The organism is Pseudomonas marginalis (genome assembly GCF_024169655.1).
GTDB classification, from domain to species: domain Bacteria; phylum Pseudomonadota; class Gammaproteobacteria; order Pseudomonadales; family Pseudomonadaceae; genus Aquipseudomonas; species Aquipseudomonas paraveronii.
On the sequence record NZ_JALJWV010000001.1, the window covers coordinates 109,557 to 127,877 of the forward strand.

Sequence of the window (18,321 nt, forward strand, 5' to 3'; positions counted from 1 at the left end):
TGCCGCAGTTCATGATAGTGAGCATGGTATTCGCTCCCTGATCCGTCGCAGACCGTGTCGAGTCGATTAGATACGCGAAACCCCCACCCAACAACTGTCAGCTTTAACAGGTACAAACGAGTGCGCAGCGCTTGTTCAGCCCCAGCCGAAGAGCGAATAACGCGCCTCACAAGAAAGCTCGCGCTCAGCTAGGATTTATCGTGCCACCCTTGTCGGATACAGCATTACCGCGTTTTAAAGGACGGCGGAAAACGCTGTGGCAAAGCGGATTCTACGGTATTGCCGCCAACGACAATCTTGAAGGCTGGATTGACCGGATCTATGGCGAGGCCAGCGCCGACCGGGCCGACCCTTTTGAAAACATGCGTATGGGCTTGTACCAAGTGCGCGCCGGGCAACAACGTGCGGCGGCGATGCAAGCCTATGAAGTGCTGCGCTTGCACACCCTGGGCAGTGCCGAGGTGCTGGGTATTGATACGCAAGTGGGGAGTCTCAAGGTGGGCAAGCGTGCGGACATGCTCCTGTTGGACCCACGGGCTTTCACGCCCTGGCAGGAACCTTACGCCGCGCTGGTGTTTGCAGCCGGCGTGAAGGATATCCGGGAAGTCTTCGTGGATGGTGTGTCATTGGCCCGATGAACCGGCCGGCTTGCGCCACACGCTGGCCAGCCAGGGTTGCTGTTCCCGGGGCAGGCCGGCGGGGCGATAGTAATGCTCCAACTCCACAAACCCGGCGGCAGTCAGCAGCGCTTGCCAGGCCGTGAGGTCGTGATAGGAACCATACCGCGGCCCATTCCAGCCTTCCCGGTTGTCACCGCGTGGATTGGAGCTGAACAACACCCCACCCGGTTTCAGCGCGTCCTGCAACTGCTTGAGCACGCGCGGCAGTTCCTGCTTGGGGATATGAAACAGCACCGCATTGGCAAAGATCCCGTCGAAGCGCGCGTTGGGCAGGTCCAGCTTCAAGAAGTCCTGCTGCAGGACCTCGCAGCCGCTGTCTTCGCGTGCCATCTGCGCAAAGCGCTCGGAGCCGTCGAGGCCCACGGCGGTATGGCCCAAGCGCGTAAAGGTCTGCAAATCCCGCCCCGGCCCGCAGCCGAAGTCCAGCACGGTAAACGGCGCCGCGCCTTGGATATGCCGCAGCAGCGCGTCGATGTTCTGGCTCACATCGTGATCGCGGGTGCCTTCTCGGAAGTCCTCGGCCACGCTGTTGTAGTGGTCGAGGGTGGTGGCGGTGATCTGGTTGAGGTCGTCGGGGGCGAGTTTCATGGGGAGGTGCTTCGAGGGCGAAATGCTGACTATATCCCATGTCCAGTCGATTGCACCTGACGGTGAGCCCGTGAGGGCTCCTTCATCTGTTTGTGTTTGAATCAATCTATGACATTTATCGGGTGATGCGCCCATGGGATAGGAACTGTATGTTATTTCCACCCCATACTGGGTGCGTATAACTGTAGAAGTTGGTGTTAAAGGTAATGGTTGAATTTGAGGAGTGGAGCGGCATTGCCGCCGCATCGCCAAGCGTGACCGCAACCAACACCAACACCAGCATCGCGCACCTGCCACAACTCATGAAATTGAACATGATATTCGCTCCCTGATCCGTCGCAGACGGTGTCGAACCGATTAGATACGCGAAAACCCCACCCAACAACTGTCAACCTTAACAGGTACAAACAAGTACTCAGCGCTTGTTCAGCCCCCGCGCCAACCGATCCCCACCCAACTGAATCACCGCCACCAGCACCACCAGCAGCACAATCACCGTCAGCATGATCTGTGTATCAAAGCGCTGATAACCATAGCGGTAGGCAATATCCCCCAACCCGCCCGCGCCGATCGCCCCGGCCATCGCCGAGGAGTTGATCATGGTCACCAGGGTGATGGTGAACCCGCCGACGATCCCCGGCAGCGCTTCGGGCAGCAGCACATGCCAGATGATGTGCCAGCGCCGGCAGCCCATGGCTTGTGCGGCTTCGATCAAGCCGTGGTCGACTTCGCGCAGGCTCACTTCGGCGATGCGCGCAAAGAACGGCGTGGCGGCGATGGTCAGCGGCACCACCGCCGCCCACACGCCGTAGGTGGTGCCGACGATCAGCCGGGTGAACGGGATGAGCGCCACCATCAGGATCAGAAACGGAATCGAGCGGAACAGATTGACGAACGCTCCCAGCGCTCGGTTCAGCGCCGGAGCCTGATAGATGCCGCCCTTGTCGCTGGTGACCAGGAACACCGCCAGCGGAATCCCCACCAGCAGCGCGATCAGCGACGACACACCGACCATCAACAGCGTGTCGATGGCGCCCTGCACTAAACGATCAAACCACATAACCCAGCACCTCCACGTGTTGTGCCCAATGCCCGGCGCGGCTGCGCAGTGTGTCGGCCTCATGCGGCGAGCCGTGCACCGCCAGCAGCAATTGCCCCAGGGCATGCCCCTGAATCCGTTCCACGCCGCCTTGCAGCAAGCGCACGCGCCCGCCGAGGGCGCCGAACAGTGCGGCCAGGTCCGGTTCGTCGGTGGCGCTGCCGGTGAACTGCAAACGCAGGACCAGCGCTGCGTCAGCCGAGGCCGGCGTGGCTTGCAAACGGCTTTGCAGTTCTTCCGGCAGGCCGTGTTGCAGCGGCGCCAGCAGGGTTTTGCTGACCGCGTGCTGCGGGTCGCCAAACACCTGCCACACCGGGCCTTGCTCGACGATGCGGCCGTGTTCGAGCACCACCACGCGGTCGCAGATCTCGCGAATCACCGCCATTTCATGGGTGATCAACACGATGGTCAGGCCCAGGCGTTGGTTGATCTCGCGCAGCAGGCCGAGGATCGATTGGGTGGTCTCCGGGTCGAGGGCCGAGGTGGCCTCGTCGCACAGCAGAATCTCCGGGTCATGGACCAGCGAACGGGCAATGCCCACGCGCTGTTTCTGCCCGCCGGAGAGTTGCGCCGGGTAGGCCGTGTGCTTGTCCTTGAGGCCCACCAGTTCCAGCAGTTCACGCACCTTCTGCTCGCGCTGCAGCTTGGGGATGCCGGCGACTTTGAGTGGCAATTCGACGTTCTGCCACACGGTCTTGGCCGACATCAGGTTGAAGTGCTGGAAGATCATGCCGATGCGCCGCCGCAGCGCCACCAGGCGGTCTTCGTCGAACGCGCCGATGTCGACCTGATCGATCAGCACGCGCCCGCTGCTGGGCTGCTCCAGGCGGTTGATGGTGCGGATCAGCGACGACTTGCCGGCGCCGCTGCGGCCGATGATGCCGAACACTTCGCCGCGCTGGATCGCCAGGTCGATGCCTTGCAGGGCGTGCACGCTACCGTCGTAGGTCTTGCCCAGGTTGATAAAGCGCACGTGGGCGCGGTTGAGGTGCGGATGCAGTTCAGTCTGCTCGGCGTTCCTGGGTGGTGTGCCCAGGTCGCGCAGTTGGATGTTGGCGGCCGTCATGTTCAGCCTTCCCAGCCGACTTGATAGAGCTTGCCGAGGGATTTATCCAGCGCGGCGCGCACCACCGGCGAGTGCTGGTAGATGTCGACGAACTTGATCACCCGTGGGTCGGTTTTGGCTTTCGGCTGGATCACGAACTGGATCACGTATTCCGGGTGGTCGAGGCCATCGAACAGCAGCGCCGACTCGGCATCGAAGGTCTTGGACAGGCGGATATACGCCGGGTAGCCCTGCACCAGGTCCGCATCGTCATACGCGCGCACCAACTGCACGGCCTCGACTTGCAGGATTTTGAGCTGCTTCGGGTTGGCGATGATGTCTTCTTCGGTGGCTTTGTAACCCACGCCCGGCTTGAGCGTGATCAGCCCCGCCTTGGCCAGCAATTGCAGGCCGCGCCCGCTGTTGATCGGATCGTTGGCAATCGCCACGCTGGCGCCTTGGGGCAGGTCGTTGAAGGTTTTGAATGTCTTCGAATACAGCCCGACGTTGTTGATGATGCCCGGCGCATACGGCACCAGCTCAAACCCGGCGGCGGCCTTGGCGTTTTCCAGGAACGGGATGTGCTGGAAGTAGTTCACGTCGATATCGCCGGCCGCCAGGCTGACGTTGGGCGCGATCCAGTCGGTGAACTCCACCAGCTCGACGTTCAAACCTTGTTTGCCAGCCTCGGCCACAGCGGCTTCCAGGGGAATCGCGAAGGCGGCGGTGGTGCCGACTTTCAGCGGCGCATCGGCGGCGAATACCGCTGAGCTGAACAACCCGAAGGCCAGGGCCAGTGCTTTGACTGGGTTGTTGAGGAATGTCTTTTTCATATTGGATTTCCAGTCATAAGGTATTAGGACAAACAATGCATATCCAATGTGGGAGGGGGCTTGCCCCCGATAGCGGTGTGTCAGCAAACCAATCCGGTGACTGATTCACCGCTATCGGGGGCAAGCCCCCTCCCACATTTTTCGATCAGTGTCGGTAGGTGGAACCGGTGTGTTGTTCAGGCAGGCGCGCCGTGCCGTGGAAGACTTTTTCCCGCAGCGTCCCCGGCTCATATTCGGTCTTGTACGACCCCCGCCGCTGCAACTCCGGCACCACCAAGTCGATGAAGTCCACATAGCTTTCCGGCGTGACGATGCGCGTGAGGTTGAAGCCATCCAGCCCGGTTTCACCGACCCAGGATTCCAGCTCGTCGGCCACCTGCTCGGGCGAACCGACCAGGGTGATGTAGCGTCCGCCGAGGGCATGCTGCTCAAGCAATTTGCGCCGGGTCCAATCGTTGTTCTGCAGGTGCTGGGTGGCCGACTGGATCGCATTGCTCTTCACGTACTGGATCGGTTCGTCCAGTTCGTACTGGGCAAAATCGATCGCCGTGGACGCCGAGAAATGCGCCACGCCGGCTTCCGCGCTGGCGTAGCTCAGGTACTCGGCGTGCTTGGCCCAGGCCAGTTCCTCGGTGGCGCCAACGATGACGTTGAGGCCCATGAATACCTTGATGTCCTGCGGGTTGCGCCCGGCCGCCACGGCGCTGGCGCGCACCTTGTCCACCTGCAGTTTGGTGCTGGCCTTGTCCCGCCCGCTGATGAACACGCACTCGGCATGCCGCCCGGCGAACACCAAGCCACGCTCCGACGTGCCGGCCTGGAACAGCACCGGTGTGCGTTGCGGCGACGGCTCGCACAGGTGATAACCCTCCACCTGGTAGAACTCGCCGTGGTGCTCGACTTTGTGCACCTTGCCCGGCTGCGCATACACCCGTGCCTGCGGATCGTTGAGCACGGCGTCATCTTCCCAACTGCCTTCCCAGAGTTTGTACAGCACCTGCAGATACTCATCGGCCTGGTCGTAGCGCCGGTCATGTTCGACCTGTTCGGTCAGGCCCATGGCCTTGGCGGCGCTGTCGAGGTAGCCGGTTACGATGTTCCAGCCAACCCGGCCACGGCTCAGGTGGTCGAGCGTCGACATGCGTCTGGCGAACAGATAGGGCGGCTCGTAGGTCAGGTTGGCGGTCAGGCCGAAACCGAGGTTCCTGGTCACGGCGGCCATGGCTGAGAGCAGCAGCAACGGGTCGTTGACCGGCAGTTGGATCGACTCTTTGAGCGGCACGTCGATGGCGTTCTGGTACACGTCATAGACGCCGACGATATCGGCGATGAACAACCCGTCGAACAGCCCGCGCTCCAGGGTTTGCGCCAGGTCGGTCCAATACTCAAGGGTTTTGTACTGGGTGGACGTGTCCCGTGGGTGCGTCCACAAGCCGTGATTGATATGCCCGATGCAGTTCATGTTGAAGGCATTGAGCAGGATTTTTTTCTTCGCCATTCAGAGGGTCCCCCGCAGTGGCGGCTTTTCATCGTTGAGGTAGTAATTACCCACGGCGTGGTACTTCCAGCGCACCGGGTCGTGCAGGGTGTGCACGCGGGCGTTGCGCCAGTGGCGATCGAGGCCGTGCTCGGCCAGGGTCGCCTGGCTGCCGGCGAGTTCGAACAGGGTGCTGCCGGCCGCCAGGGAGATTTCGGTACTCAGGGCGCGTGCTTCGGCGACCGCGATTGAGGCGGCGGCCACGGTCTGGGCGTTGCTATCGGCCTGGGCGCGGTCGAGAAACTCACCCGCGCGCTCCAGCAAGGCTTCGGCGGCGTGCAGGCGGATGCTCAAGTGGCCGAAGCTCTTCAGCGTCAGCGGGTCTTCGCTGGCCTTGTCGTGACCGGAGTCGATCCACGGGCGGGTCTTGGTGCGCACAAAGTGCAGCGCATCCTCGAAGGCGGCGCGGGCGATGCCGGTGTCGATGGCGGCGTGGAGGATCTGCGCCAGCGGGCCGACTGTGGTCGGGCGTTCGAAAGCGCTCTGGAACGGGAGCACGTCGTGCGCCGCGACCCACACGTTGTCGAACACCACCGAACCGCTGCCGGTGGTGCGCTGGCCGAAGCCGCTCCAGTCGTCGATCACCGTCAGGCCCGCGCTGTTGCGCGGCACGAACGCCAGGTGCTGGATACCCTGTTCATCCACCACGGACGTCGGGATGCGCTGGGCGTAGATCGCGCCGGTGGCGTAGAACTTGCGGCCGCTGATCCGAAAACCGTCGCCGTCGCGGGTGATCGCGGTCACGCGGTCATGGGCGGTCTTGGTGCCCAGTTCCGCCAGGGCATTGCCGAAGCGTTGGCCGGCGAGTACTTCGGCGTACAGGCGTTGTTGCTGCGCGGGGCTGCCGTTCACGCGCAGCACTTCGAGGGCGTAGAAATGGTTTTGCGGAATCTGGCCCAGCGAGGCGTCGGCCTGGGCGATCAGCGCGATGACCTTGGCCAGGGTGACATTGGACACGCCCGCGCCGCCGTAGGCTTTCGGCACGCTGATGCCCCACAGGCCAGAGCGGGAAAATACGTCCAGTTCGGGCAGCGGCAGGCGGCGCTCGCGGTCGCGCTGGGCGCTGTCGCGGCGTAAGTCTTCGGCCAGGTCGCTGGCGACAATCAGGGCTTGTTCGTCGCTGGTGATAACCGCGACGTGGTGAGAAAGAGTCATGCGTATTTCTCCAGAGGTCTGGTCGGTTAAATCCAGGAGTGGCGAGCCGGCAACGTGCCGTTCAGGCGATAAGCGCCCACCGCGTGATACTTCCAGCGCACCGGGTCGTGCAGGGTGTGGACCCGTGCATTGCGCCAGTGGCGGTCGAGGTTGAATTCGGCGAGGGTGGCGCGGCTGCCGGCCAGTTCGAAGAGTTTTTCGCTGACCAGCAGCGAGACTTCGGTGCTCAACACCTTGGCCTCGGCTACGGCAATCGAAGCGCGTGCGGCGGATTGCGCGGTGATCGGCGCGGCGCTGACCTGGTCCAGCACCTGGCCGGCCTTGCGCAGCAGCGCTTCGGCGGCGTGCAGTTCGATCTTCAGCTTGCCGATATCGGCGATCACATACAGGTCATCGCTGGCGCGTTCGACTTTGGCGTCGATCCACGGGCGTGAGCGCTCACGGACGAACGCAATGGCGTCATCCAGCGCACCACGGGCGATGCCGGCGTCGATGGCGGCCTGGATCAACTGCGAGACCGCACCCTGGATATTCGGGCTTTCGCCGAGGCGCCAGTTTTCGACCACCAGCTCTGCATCGACCGGCACCCGGTCGAGCAGCACGGTGCCGCTGGCGGTGGTGCGTTGGCCGAAGCCGGACCAGTCATCGACGATGCGCAGTCCTTGCGTGCCACGGCGCACAAACGCCATGACCTGCTTGCCGTCATCGTTCAGCGCCTTCACCGCGACCCAATGCGCAAACAGTGCGCCGGTGGAGTAGAACTTCTGGCCGCTGACCACGTAGCCGTCGCCTTCGGCGGTGATACGCGCCTTGAGCTCCAGGGTGTTTTTGGTGCCGCGTTCCGGGCCGCCATTACCGATGCGCCAGCCGTCGAGCACGCTCTGGAACAGCTGTTTTTTCTGGCGCTCGGTGGCGGCGCCCTGCAGCAGGTGCAGGATGCCGAAATGGTTCTGTGGGATCTGCCCGAGTGCCGGGTCGGCCGCGCTGATGATCGCGAAGACTTCGGCCAGGGTGGTGAACGACACCTGCGGGCCGCCGTACTCGCGGGGAATGGAAATACTGCCCAGCCCGCTGCGGGTGAACTGCTCGATCTGCGCCCATGGCAGCTTGCGCAGCTGGTCGCGCTTGGCGGCTTGCACGCGCGCGGCCTGGGCCAACTCGTGGGCCGCGCTCAGCGCTTGGGCGTCGTCGCGCAGCACAGCGGCCGGCAACAGCAGGGGGGCTACGTCCAGATCACTCTGGGGGGGTGTTAGAGCCAAGTTAGACATCAGCGCCGCTCCTTGGCTGCACGTAATGCCCTGGCGTTCTGCACCGGGGTAATTCTGACCATACCGACCTCGCATTCAATGAAATGAAAACAAAAAAATCAGGAATGTCCGGTGGTCCGGTGCATATACCCTAAGCGTGTTAAATTTATAAATAAACTAACTTTTAGGAATATGCATAGAAGGACCGTTACCCAAGCTCCAGGGGCGAGCCGGGGCGACGCGGTTGATAGACCGGCGCGGCGCTGGCCGGGCGCTTCGGTGCCGCTGGCACATAGGCGGCGATGCGCAATGTGCGGGCCGGCGCCCAGCGTGAGTTATTGCCCACGCGATCGAGAATGCAGTACGTGACCTCCAGCCGGCTGTCGTCGCCCGCTTCGATAATGATCGCCGAGGGCACCCACACCTGCACCGTAATACCGACGGCTTTGGCCTGGATTTTCGGCAGGTCCAGGCGTACATCGCCCCAGCGCAGGGTGATGGCGTCGCCGCTGGTCATGTTCAGGTAGGGCTCGATGGTCAGCGGAATGCCGCGCCGCACCTGGCTGCTGTTGACGCCGTAGCGACGAATCATGTCGGGCAGGCCCACGGGGGCGAGGTTCTGGTTTTCGTCGCGGTACAGCGCGCTCGGTTGGCCGCCGGGGTAGTTGGTCTTGACCCGCACCGTGGTCACGGCTGAGCGCGCGGGGCCGTGGCCGATCTGCATGACCTGGTAGTGAACCTGCGCATGGCCGTCCTGCACAAAACTTTCCGGCACCCGCAGTTGAGTGGCGGTGCCGACCTTGCACGCGGTGACGCGCCGTGAGTCGGCAAAGCAGTTGTTCCAGAACAGCTCGATCAGGTCACCCTCATCCATGCCGGGGTAGGGCGCGATGCTAACTTGCAGTTGTGTCGCCGCCAGGGCATTGATGCCATTGCGAAGCGCCTGGGGCAGGGTCGGGGCAGTGAGCAGGGCCGGGGTTGCGGTGCGCGTCATAGTAATCTCCTTGATGCAGCCAGCAGCAATCGTTCCGGACCCTTGGCGCGGGAGCGCGACGGGGGCCGAAAGGAACGATTCAGTGAAAAGCCGGGATAGGATCCAATCCTCTGGGCGCTAGATAAGAGCGTTGGCCGGAGGGCGTCAATGGCGGCAAAAGGCTAAACGGCGGGTTTGGGAAGATTCAGAACGGTCTGACCGGGAGGGGGCATTTTAAGGGCAGTGCGGGGGGTGTTTTACTTAGGCAGGCCGGGCGTTCTTGTAGGGTGGGAGCGGGCTCCCACACTCGCGTTGCGCTGCGTTAATGCGCGAGAAACTTGCTCAGGAACTGCTTCGTGCGTTCTTCCTTGGGGTTGGCGAACAACGCCTTGGCCTCACCTTGTTCAACGATCACTCCCTTGTCGAAGAAGATCACCCGGTTGGCGACATCCCGGGCAAAACTCATTTCGTGGGTGACGATCACCATGGTGCGGTTTTCTTCGGCGAGGCTGCGAATAGTCGCCAGCACTTCGCCCACCAGTTCCGGGTCGAGGGCCGAGGTGGGTTCGTCGAACAGAATCACTTCCGGCTCCATGGCCAACGCCCGGGCAATCGCCACGCGCTGTTGCTGGCCGCCGGACAGGCGCCGCGGGTAGGCGTCTTCCTTACCGGCCAGGCCGACCCGCGCCAACAGCTTGCGGCCCAGGGCGGTTGCCGCCTCGCGGGGAATCTTCTTGACCACGATCGGGCCTTCGATGACGTTTTCCAGCGCGGTGCGGTGCGGGAACAGGTTGAAGCTCTGGAACACAAAACCCACGTGCTGGCGCAGGCGCCGCACCAGGCCTTGTTGTTGATTGAGCGGCTTGCTGCTGTCGATCTCGATGTCACCGACCTTGATGCGACCGCTGGTGGGGGTTTCGAGGAAGTTCAGGCAGCGCAGGAAGGTGGTCTTGCCGGAGCCGCTGGGGCCGATGATAGCGACGACTTCGCCTTCCTTGACCTCCAGGTCGATGCCGTTGAGCACCACCTGGCCGTTGAATTGTTTGGTCAGTTTTTCAACCACGATCATGCTTCAAGACTCCAGGTCATGCCGGTTGACCCGGTCTTCCAGACGATTTTGAAAATACGCCAGGATACTTGCCAGGACCCAGTAGATCAGGGCAGCGGACAGATACATGGTGAAGATTTCGAAGGTGCGCGCCGACACCAGTTGCGCCTGGCGGAACAGCTCGGGCACCTGGATGGTGGCGGCCAGCGCCGTGTCCTTGACCAGCGAAATAAAGCTGTTGCCCAGCGGCGGCAATGCGGTGCGCATCGCTTGCGGCAGGATGGCCCGGCGCAGGGTCTGCGCGCGGGTCATGCCGATACTGGCCGCGGCTTCCCACTGGCCGCGCTCGATGGACGCGATGGCGGCCCGCAGGATTTCACAGGCGTAGGCAGCCATGTTCAGCGAGAAGCCGATCATGGCGGCCGGGATCGGGTCCAGCTCGATGCCCACTTGCGGCAAGCCGTAGTAGATCAGGAACAGCTGCACCAGCAGGGGCGTACCGCGAAAGAACGACACGTAGACGCGAGCCATCCAGCGCAGCAGCATGAAGCGCGACAGGCGCATCAAGGCCAGGCCGAAGCCCAGCAGCAAGCCGAAAAACATCCCGCCGAGGCTGAGGATTACCGTGAAATACGCGCCCTTGAGCAGAAAGGGCGCGGAGTCCAGCGCGAGTTGGAAACCTGCTTCCATTATTGAGTGACGTCAGCGTTGAAGTACTTCTCGGACAGCTTCTTCAAGGTGCCGTCGGCGCGCAGTTTGTCGAGCGCCTTGTTCACTGCCTCGAGCAATTCAGGCTCGCCTTTGCGCAGGGCAATACCGGCTTCCTGGCGCGAGAAGGCGTCGCCGGCAGCGGCGGTGTCCTTGGCCTTCTTGGCGTATTCCAGCGCGGCGAGGCGGTCGATCAGAATCGCGTCGATGCGGCCGATGCGCAGGTCCTGGAACTTGGTGGGGTCATCGTTATAGGTCTTGATGATGGCTTTGGGCTGATTGTCCTTGAGCCATTGTTCGTAGTTGGTGCCCAGGCCCACGCCGACTTTCTTGCCGGCCAGGTCGTCGGCGGTCTTGATGGTGTCGACGTTTTTGGCCAGGGTCAGGGCCTGGATACCGGAGACGGTGTAAGGCTTGGAGAAGTCGTACTTCTTCTTGCGCTCTTCGGAGATGGTCACTTGGTTGACGACTGCATCCAGGCGCTTGGATTCCAGGGCGGCGAGGATACCGTCCCATGGCGTGGCTTGCAGTTTGACCTTGACGCCCAGCTCCTTGGCCAGCGCTTCTGACAACTCAACCTCGAAACCGCTGAGCTTGCCGCTTTCGTCGACAAAGCTGAACGGTGGGTAGGTGCCTTCGAGACCGATCTTGATCTCACCGGCTTTCTTGATGTTGCCCAGCTGTTCGCCGGCCACGGCCTGGCCCAACCAACCAGCGCCGAGGGCCAGGCCCAGTGTGCCGACCAGCAATGTGCGACGGAATACAGAAATAGTCATGAAGAGCCCCTGTGTTTTTATGTTGAGCGAAGCAGGTGACGCGGTAGTCGTATCCTGCCTTAAAGCGCGTAGCGCGTCTTCGCCTACGGCGCGATGATAAAGCCGGTTTTTAAGACTTGAAAATAATATAAATCTAAATTGATATTCTATTTTAGAATATACGCTTGGTCCAATGTGGGAGGAGGCTTGCCCCCGATAGGGCCGTGTCAGTTTATGCATGTCTCACTGACCCACCGCTATCGGGGGCAAGTCGAATCGTCGCACCGCCCCTCCCACATGTTGATCCCTGTTTATTCAGTTAAATACGGCGTTGTAGGCAAACAACGCCGGCGCGCCACCGGTATGCAGGAAAATAATCGGGCCATCCTCAAAGCGCTGACGCCCGATACCGTCCAGCAAGCCGGCCATGGCCTTGCCCGTGTAGACCGGGTCCAGCAGCAAGCCTTCCTGGCTCGCCAATAGCTTGACCGCTGAAAGGGTGCCGGCATTCGGCTCGCCATAACGCGGGCCGAAGTATTCGTCCCACAGGATCACCTTGAAGGCCTCGGGGACATCCACACCCAGCAACGCGGCGGTGCGTTCGGCCAGGCCCTGCACTTTCGGGAACTGCGCTTCTTCAGTGCGCGATACGGTGATGCCGATCACTGGCAACTGCGGCAGCACTTCGCTCAACGCCAGGGCCAGGCCGCTGTGGGTGCCCGCACTGCCCGAGGCCAAGACCACGGCAGCAAATTCAATCCCGCTGTCTTCGATCTGCGCGGCCAGTTCCAACCCGGCCCGCACATAGCCCAGGGCGCCGAGCGCATTGGAGCCGCCGATGGGCACCCGATACGGCTTCTTGCCGTTGCTGCGCAGGCGATCGGCGAGGGCGTTGAGTTGGTCGTCGGCGTTGTCGAGGTTCTCCACCAACTCGACCTTGGCGTCGAACAGGTCCAGCAGCAGGCGGTTGCCGTTGCCGAGGTAGTTGGGGTCTTCGGTGCCGGTGGGGTTTTCCAGCAGGGCGACGCAGCCCAGGCCCAGCTTGGCGGCCAGGGCGGCGGTCTGGCGCACGTGGTTGGACTGGATGGCCCCGGCGGTCACCAGGGTGTCGGCGCCCTGGGCGATGGCATCGGCCGCCAGGTATTCGAGTTTGCGCAGCTTGTTGCCGCCCATGGCCAGCGGCGTGGTGTCGTCGCGTTTGACGTAGATGTCCCTGCCCAGCCAGGTCGACAGCCGCTCGAGTTTTTCCAGGGCGGTGGCGCCGCCCAGCAGTTCCAGGCGGTTAAAACGGTCGAGCTGTTGTTTGATCATGGCTACGCACGGTGGCTAAGTGATGGGGCGACTATAGGCAGGCACTTTTCATCGGGCAACCGTCAATCGCTTATGCCCGATGGTTCTTAGCATTGCACCATTGGTTCTTAAGGGCGGCCGGGGTGCCTATCGTAAAGTGATGGCCATTTTGTCAGGAGTGAATACCGTGAGTGAGCGTTCCAGTCATTGGCAATTACCCACCATCGTCAGCCAACTGCGCAGCGCGCGGGACCAGTGGCGAACGCGCAATGGTCGCATGAGTGGCGAGCACGGCGGTCGCGAGTTGCCCTCACGCGAGGCCGTGGGGCAGATTCTTGAAGCGTTGTGCGGCGCGCTGTTTCCGATGCGCCTGGGGCCGGTGGACCTGCGTGAAGAAAGTGAAGACTTCTACGTCGGCCACACCCTCGACGTCGCCTTGAATGCCTTGCTCGCCCAGGCGCGCCTGGAGCTGCGCTACGCCGCGCGCCAGGGCGGCCAGGATGACAGCGCGGTCGACGCCCACGCCATCCGCCTGATCCAGGATTTCGCCCTGGCCTTGCCGTCCCTGCGCAGCCTGCTGGACACCGATGTGCTGGCCGCCTACCACGGCGACCCGGCTGCGCGCAGTGTGGATGAAGTGCTGCTGTGCTATCCGGGCATTCTGGCGGTGATTCACCATCGCCTGGCCCACCATCTGTACCGCGCCGGCCTGCCGCTGTTGGCGCGCATCAGCGCAGAAATCGCCCACTCGGCCACAGGCATCGACATACACCCCGGCGCGCAGATCGGCCCGAGTTTCTTTATCGACCACGGCACGGGTGTGGTGATTGGCGAAACCGCGATCATCGGCGAGCGCGTGCGCATCTACCAGGCGGTGACGTTGGGGGCCAAGCGCTTCCCGGCGGATGAGGACGGGCAATTGCAGAAAGGCCATCCGCGGCATCCGATTGTCGAGGATGACGTGGTGATCTATGCCGGGGCGACGATCCTCGGGCGGATCACCATCGGCAAAGGCTCGACCATTGGCGGCAACGTATGGCTGACCCGCAGCGTGCCAGCGGGGGCGAACATCACGCAGGCGAATCTGCAGCATGACGACGGCACCCAAAAGTAGCGCACGCCCTTAAACATCACACCAAACCCTGTGGGAGGGAGCTTGCTCCCTCCCACAGGTTGACTGCATTTCAAGTGTGAGCCGTATTTCAGCCTGCAACCGCTGGATGATTTGCCTCGCCCAAGCGTCATACCAATCCTTGAGCATTAGTTCCAAACCGCCTATCCATGTTCAATTTGAACGTTCGTTCATCAGCATGACGACGGCACCCAAAAGTAGCGCACGTCCTTAAACATCACACCAAACCCTGTGGGAGGGAGCTTGCTCCCGATAGCGGTGGACCCGTCAATGCATGTGCTGGCTGACCCACCGCCATCGGGGGCAAGCCCCCTCCCACAGGTTGACTGCATTTCAAGTGTGAGCCGTATTTCAGCCTGTAACCGCTGAACGATTTGCCTCGCCCAAACGTCATAACAATCCTTGAGCTAGTGTAGGAATCACCTACCACTCAGCCCTGCGATTAGTCCAAAACCGCCTATCCATGTTTAACTTGAACGTTCGTTCAAGTTAAATCGGTGGTTCGCTGCCCGCTCACAACAGGAGGCTTACCTTTGCTGAGTCCGTTATACACAGCCACATCTCACACCCCAGGGGTGCATCGTTCATGAGTGCGCCGACCACCCCACCCAGCGGTCTGGTGCGCATGAATGCGCCCGTGTTCTATTTCGCCGCAAGTTTCATCCTGCTGTTCGGCATCACCGTCATTGCAATCCCGCAACAGGCCGGTGCCTGGCTGCTGGCGGCGCAAAACTGGGCGGCCAATACGGTCGGCTGGTACTACATGCTCGCGATGACCCTGTATCTGGTCTTCGTGGTGGTCACCGCGCTATCGGGCTACGGCAAGATAAAACTCGGTGCCGACCACGACGAGCCCGAATTCAGTTACCTGTCCTGGGCCGGCATGCTGTTCGCCGCCGGGATCAGCATCACGCTGTTTTTCTTCTGCGTCTCCGAACCGCTGACGCACCTGGTGCAACCGCCCCAGGGCGCGGCGATGAACGCCGACGCTGCACGCCAGGCCATGCAGATCCTGTTTCTGCACTGGGGCCTGCACGGTTGGGGTGTGTTCGCCTTTGTCGGCATGGCCCTGGCGTACTTCGCCTACCGGCATAACCTGCCGCTGGCGTTGCGTTCGGCGCTGTACCCGCTGATCGGCAAGCGTATCAACGGCCCGATCGGCTACGCGGTGGATGGCTTCGGCATCATCGCCACGGTGTTCGGCCTCGGTGCCGACATGGGCTTCGGTGTGCTGCACCTCAACTCCGGTCTCGATTACCTGTTTGGCATCGCCCACACCCAGTGGATTCAGGTGGGCTTGATCACCCTGATGATGGGCGCGGCGATCCTGGTGGCGGTGGCCGGTGTGGACAAGGGCGTGCGCGTGATGTCCGACATCAACATGCTGCTGGCCTGTGCGCTGCTGCTGTTCGTGCTGTTCGCCGGGCCCACCCAGCACTTGCTCAACACCCTGATCCAGAACATCGGCGACTACCTCGGCGCGCTGCCGACCAAGAGTTTCGACGTGTACGCCTACGACAAGCCGAGCGACTGGCTGGGTGGCTGGACGGTGTTCTATTGGGCCTGGTGGATTGCCTGGTCGCCGTTCGTGGGCCTGTTTATCGCGCGTATTTCCCGTGGCCGTACCATCCGCGAGTTCGTGTTCGGCGTGCTGCTGATCCCGCTGGGTTTCACCCTGGCGTGGATGTCGATCTTCGGCAACAGCGCCATCGACCAGGTGCTCAATCACGGGTTGACCGCGCTCGGCCAGTCGGCCATCGATGACCCGTCGATGAGCCTCTACCTGCTGCTGGAAACCTACCCGTGGAGCAAGACGGTGATCGCGGTCACGGTGTTTATCAGCTTCGTGTTCTTCGTCACCTCCGCCGACTCCGGCACTGTGGTGCTCTCCACGTTGTCGTCCAAAGGCGGCAACGCCGATCAAGACGGGCCGAAGTGGCTGCGGGTGTTCTGGGGCGCGATGACCGCGCTGGTGACCAGTGCGTTGCTGTTTGCCGGCAGCATCGACTCGCTGAAATCGGCGGTGGTGCTGACCTCGTTGCCGTTCTCGTTGATCCTGCTGCTGATGATGTGGGGGCTGCACAAGGCCTTCTACCTCGAATCGCAGAAGCAGATCGCCCAGTTGCATTCGTTGGCCCCGGTATCTGCGGCGGGCAAGGGCCGTGGCGGCTGGCGTCAGCGTTTGAGCCAGGCGGTGCATTTCCCGTCGCGCGATGAGGTGTATCGCTTCCTTGAGGCGACGGTGCGCCCGGCGATTGAAGAAGTGACCGCCGTGTTCGTCGAGAAGGGCCTGAGTGTGGTGACCCAGCCCGACCCGTCCAACGACAGCGTCAGCCTGGAAATCGGCCATGGTGAAGAGCACCCGTTCGTCTACCAGGTGCAAATGCGCGGCTACTTCACACCGTCGTTTGCCCGTGGCGGCATGGGCTCCAAGGAGCTCAACAACCGTCGCTACTACCGGGCCGAAGTGCATTTGAGCGAGGGCAGCCAGGACTACGATCTGGTGGGCTACACCAAGGAGCAGATCATCAACGACATCCTCGACCAGTACGAGCGCCACCTGCAGTTCCTGCACTTGGTGCGGTGACGTCCAAGGCCCTGTTTCCGCGTGGGCAGGGCTCGCTTCACTTCACGCAAAGCCCCGCAATACGGGGCTTTCTTAAATTTAATTTCATGCGCCCCAACAGCGTTTTGACGCGCAACTGTCATCTGGTCACTGCGTAATTGTGTGAAGCGTTTGACGCTTTCATTTCAGAACAGTGACGGAGACCGGTAACAATGAAGACGTTATTAAGCCCCATGGTGGGTGTCGCCATGGCGAGCTTTATGCTGTCCGCCCATGCCGATTTTATCGACGACAGCCACGCCGATGTGACCCTGCTCAACCGCTATCTCAACCAGCAGGGGCGTGACGTGGTCGGCAGCAATGCCAAGGCCCATAGCATTCGTGATTGGGGCCAGGGTTTCGAGTTCAACTTCAAGTCCGGCTACACCGAGGGGCCGGTGGGTTTCGGCCTCGACTTGCAGGCGTTCTACGGTTTGAAACTGGACTCCGGCGGTGACCTCAATGACAAAGACCACCAGGGCCGCTACCCCGGCAGCATGTTCCCGCTGGACAACGGCAAATCCGCCGACCAGTTCGGCGTGCTGAGCCCGACGTTCAAGATGCGCTTCGCCAAGGATGAACTGCGGGTCGGTACGCTGTATGGCAACAACCCGGTGCTGGCCAACACCGACGGCCGCCTGTACCAGCAGACCAACACCGGTGTGCAACTGGTCTCCAAGGACCTCAGCGACTTCACCTTCACCGGTGGCGACATCCTCAAGACCAAGATCCGCAATGAAACCGGCGACCAGGGCATGATCACCGCCGGCGGCACCAAGGAGAGCGATCGCTTCCTCTTCGGCGGTGCCGACTACACCGGCTTGCCGGGCACCACCGTCAGCCTGTGGTATTCCAACCTTGAGGATTACTACCAACAGTTCTTCCTCGGTGCCAAGCGCCATGACGCCTTGTCGGTCGGTGCGATCGACACCGATGTGCGTATGTTCCGCAGCCTGGGGGTGGGCGGTAACGCCGATGGCGACAAGGACTTTGCGGCGGCGGGTGTCTATGGCGATGGCGTGAACAAGGGCCGCATCAACCAGTCCACCGTCAGCCTGTTGGAAAGCTACAGCCTGGACGGTCATACCGTCGGCCTCGGCATCCAGAAAAACAGCGGCAGCAGCGACTTCCCGTACCTGGATTCCGGCCTGAACAGCGGCGACAACCGTCAGGGCCCAGGCTCGGGTGCCGACACCCCGGCGCTGACCAACATGCAGTTGAACAAATTCCAGCACGCCGGTGAACGCACCTGGCTGGCGCAGTATAAATATGACTTCGGCAAACTGGGCCTCAACGGCCTGACGTTCTCCGCCGCCTATGCCCATGGCGATGACATCCGCACCGCACAGGGCACGACCAGCGAATGGGAACGCAACGTTGCCGTGGCCTACCAAGTGCCGACTGGCACCCTCAAGGGCCTGGGCGTGACCTGGAAAAATGCCCACGCCAGCCCGGACATTACCGGTGCCACCGTGCAGGATGAAAACCGCTTCTATGTCAGCTATGTCGTTCCACTCTGGTAGGAGTTTGCTGTAAAACGGAAGGGCAGCGTTAAGCGATTCAGCTGCTTAAAAGGCCTGGGAATAGGCTTATTCCCAGGCCTTATTTGCCCCCGTCCAAGAGAGG

The 18,321-nt window shown here is 61.9% G+C and carries 17 protein-coding genes; 4 read left to right on the forward strand and 13 right to left on the reverse strand.

What is annotated here, in order from left to right; all coding sequences use genetic code 11:
• The first annotated feature begins 200 nt into the window (after positions 1 to 200).
• On the forward strand, positions 201 to 638 hold the full coding sequence (locus tag J2Y83_RS00460) for an amidohydrolase family protein (RefSeq protein WP_253392548.1): 438 nt from the start codon (positions 201 to 203) through the stop codon (positions 636 to 638).
• Here the strand turns inward: J2Y83_RS00460 and J2Y83_RS00465 are convergent.
• From J2Y83_RS00465 to J2Y83_RS00525, 13 genes are all read right to left on the reverse strand, one after another.
• Positions 624 to 1,268 (reverse strand): class I SAM-dependent methyltransferase, encoded by a 645-nt coding sequence (locus J2Y83_RS00465; protein WP_253392556.1) that lies wholly within the window; start codon positions 1,266 to 1,268, stop codon positions 624 to 626. The genes J2Y83_RS00460 and J2Y83_RS00465 overlap by 15 nt on opposite strands.
• Positions 1,269 to 1,383: 115 nt before the next feature.
• The gene (locus J2Y83_RS00470; protein ID WP_253392558.1) at positions 1,384 to 1,584 is read right to left on the reverse strand and encodes a hypothetical protein; all 201 of its coding nucleotides are present in this window, start codon (positions 1,582 to 1,584) and stop codon (positions 1,384 to 1,386) included.
• A 99-nt stretch (positions 1,585 to 1,683) separates the two neighbouring features.
• On the reverse strand, positions 1,684 to 2,328 hold the full coding sequence (locus tag J2Y83_RS00475; RefSeq protein ID WP_247395707.1) for a methionine ABC transporter permease: 645 nt from the start codon (positions 2,326 to 2,328) through the stop codon (positions 1,684 to 1,686).
• Positions 2,318 to 3,433, reverse strand: coding sequence for a methionine ABC transporter ATP-binding protein (locus J2Y83_RS00480; RefSeq protein WP_253392560.1), 1,116 nt, complete (start codon positions 3,431 to 3,433; stop codon positions 2,318 to 2,320). Before J2Y83_RS00480 ends, J2Y83_RS00475 begins: the two co-directional genes overlap by 11 nt.
• A 2-nt stretch (positions 3,434 to 3,435) precedes the next feature.
• On the reverse strand, positions 3,436 to 4,245 hold the full coding sequence (locus J2Y83_RS00485; RefSeq protein WP_253392563.1) for a MetQ/NlpA family ABC transporter substrate-binding protein: 810 nt from the start codon (positions 4,243 to 4,245) through the stop codon (positions 3,436 to 3,438).
• Positions 4,246 to 4,390: 145 nt separating this feature from the next.
• Positions 4,391 to 5,743 carry an LLM class flavin-dependent oxidoreductase gene (locus J2Y83_RS00490; RefSeq protein ID WP_253392565.1) on the reverse strand — a complete coding sequence of 451 codons (1,353 nt, stop codon included), beginning with the start codon at positions 5,741 to 5,743 and terminating at the stop codon, positions 4,391 to 4,393.
• Complete coding sequence (locus tag J2Y83_RS00495) at positions 5,744 to 6,937, reverse strand: SfnB family sulfur acquisition oxidoreductase (RefSeq protein WP_253392566.1); 1,194 nt, start codon at positions 6,935 to 6,937, stop codon at positions 5,744 to 5,746.
• Between the two features lie 26 nt (positions 6,938 to 6,963).
• Positions 6,964 to 8,205 (reverse strand): SfnB family sulfur acquisition oxidoreductase, encoded by a 1,242-nt coding sequence (locus J2Y83_RS00500; RefSeq protein ID WP_253392568.1) that lies wholly within the window; start codon positions 8,203 to 8,205, stop codon positions 6,964 to 6,966.
• Positions 8,206 to 8,392: 187 nt separating this feature from the next.
• Entirely contained in the window at positions 8,393 to 9,178 is a 786-nt protein-coding gene (locus J2Y83_RS00505) for a hypothetical protein (RefSeq protein WP_253392570.1), read from the reverse strand.
• 301 nt (positions 9,179 to 9,479) lie between these two features.
• Positions 9,480 to 10,226: an L-cystine ABC transporter ATP-binding protein TcyN gene (tcyN, locus tag J2Y83_RS00510; RefSeq protein WP_253392572.1), complete on the reverse strand. Its 747-nt coding sequence runs from the start codon at positions 10,224 to 10,226 to the stop codon at positions 9,480 to 9,482.
• Between the two features lie 3 nt (positions 10,227 to 10,229).
• The gene (gene tcyL, locus J2Y83_RS00515) at positions 10,230 to 10,895 is read right to left on the reverse strand and encodes a cystine ABC transporter permease (RefSeq protein WP_253392573.1); all 666 of its coding nucleotides are present in this window, start codon (positions 10,893 to 10,895) and stop codon (positions 10,230 to 10,232) included.
• A complete protein-coding gene (gene tcyJ, locus J2Y83_RS00520) occupies positions 10,895 to 11,689 on the reverse strand; it encodes a cystine ABC transporter substrate-binding protein (RefSeq protein ID WP_017848587.1) in 795 nt (264 codons plus the stop codon). Before tcyJ ends, tcyL begins: the two co-directional genes overlap by 1 nt.
• 294 nt (positions 11,690 to 11,983) lie before the next feature.
• A complete protein-coding gene (locus tag J2Y83_RS00525) occupies positions 11,984 to 12,979 on the reverse strand; it encodes a D-cysteine desulfhydrase (RefSeq protein ID WP_253392575.1) in 996 nt (331 codons plus the stop codon).
• A 166-nt stretch (positions 12,980 to 13,145) separates the two neighbouring features.
• Here J2Y83_RS00525 and epsC point away from each other — a divergent pair, with 166 nt between their 5' ends.
• The 3 genes from epsC (at position 13,146) to J2Y83_RS00540 (ending at position 18,218) form a co-directional block, all read left to right on the forward strand.
• On the forward strand, positions 13,146 to 14,072 hold the full coding sequence (epsC, locus tag J2Y83_RS00530) for a serine O-acetyltransferase EpsC (RefSeq protein WP_253392577.1): 927 nt from the start codon (positions 13,146 to 13,148) through the stop codon (positions 14,070 to 14,072).
• Positions 14,073 to 14,715: 643 nt separating this feature from the next.
• Entirely contained in the window at positions 14,716 to 16,677 is a 1,962-nt protein-coding gene (gene betT, locus J2Y83_RS00535; protein ID WP_253400322.1) for a choline transporter BetT, read from the forward strand.
• 212 nt (positions 16,678 to 16,889) lie between these two features.
• Positions 16,890 to 18,218 (forward strand): OprD family outer membrane porin, encoded by a 1,329-nt coding sequence (locus J2Y83_RS00540; protein ID WP_253400323.1) that lies wholly within the window; start codon positions 16,890 to 16,892, stop codon positions 18,216 to 18,218.
• Positions 18,219 to 18,321 lie beyond the last annotated feature (103 nt).

Excerpts from the sequence above, each read along its gene's own strand:
- J2Y83_RS00465 (WP_253392556.1), bottom strand. The coding sequence starts at position 1,268 with ATGAAACTCGCCCCCGACGACCTCAACCAGATCACCGCCACCACCCTC.
- J2Y83_RS00470 (WP_253392558.1), bottom strand. The coding sequence starts at position 1,584 with ATGTTCAATTTCATGAGTTGTGGCAGGTGCGCGATGCTGGTGTTGGTG.
- J2Y83_RS00475 (WP_247395707.1), bottom strand. The coding sequence starts at position 2,328 with ATGTGGTTTGATCGTTTAGTGCAGGGCGCCATCGACACGCTGTTGATG.
- J2Y83_RS00480 (WP_253392560.1), bottom strand. The coding sequence starts at position 3,433 with ATGACGGCCGCCAACATCCAACTGCGCGACCTGGGCACACCACCCAGG.
- J2Y83_RS00485 (WP_253392563.1), bottom strand. The coding sequence starts at position 4,245 with ATGAAAAAGACATTCCTCAACAACCCAGTCAAAGCACTGGCCCTGGCC.
- J2Y83_RS00490 (WP_253392565.1), bottom strand. The coding sequence starts at position 5,743 with ATGGCGAAGAAAAAAATCCTGCTCAATGCCTTCAACATGAACTGCATC.
- J2Y83_RS00495 (WP_253392566.1), bottom strand. The coding sequence starts at position 6,937 with ATGACTCTTTCTCACCACGTCGCGGTTATCACCAGCGACGAACAAGCC.
- J2Y83_RS00500 (WP_253392568.1), bottom strand. The coding sequence starts at position 8,205 with ATGTCTAACTTGGCTCTAACACCCCCCCAGAGTGATCTGGACGTAGCC.
- J2Y83_RS00505 (WP_253392570.1), bottom strand. The coding sequence starts at position 9,178 with ATGACGCGCACCGCAACCCCGGCCCTGCTCACTGCCCCGACCCTGCCC.
- tcyN (WP_253392572.1), bottom strand. The coding sequence starts at position 10,226 with ATGATCGTGGTTGAAAAACTGACCAAACAATTCAACGGCCAGGTGGTG.
- tcyL (WP_253392573.1), bottom strand. The coding sequence starts at position 10,895 with ATGGAAGCAGGTTTCCAACTCGCGCTGGACTCCGCGCCCTTTCTGCTC.
- tcyJ (WP_017848587.1), bottom strand. The coding sequence starts at position 11,689 with ATGACTATTTCTGTATTCCGTCGCACATTGCTGGTCGGCACACTGGGC.
- J2Y83_RS00525 (WP_253392575.1), bottom strand. The coding sequence starts at position 12,979 with ATGATCAAACAACAGCTCGACCGTTTTAACCGCCTGGAACTGCTGGGC.
- betT (WP_253400322.1), top strand. The coding sequence starts at position 14,716 with ATGAATGCGCCCGTGTTCTATTTCGCCGCAAGTTTCATCCTGCTGTTC.
- J2Y83_RS00540 (WP_253400323.1), top strand. The coding sequence starts at position 16,890 with ATGGTGGGTGTCGCCATGGCGAGCTTTATGCTGTCCGCCCATGCCGAT.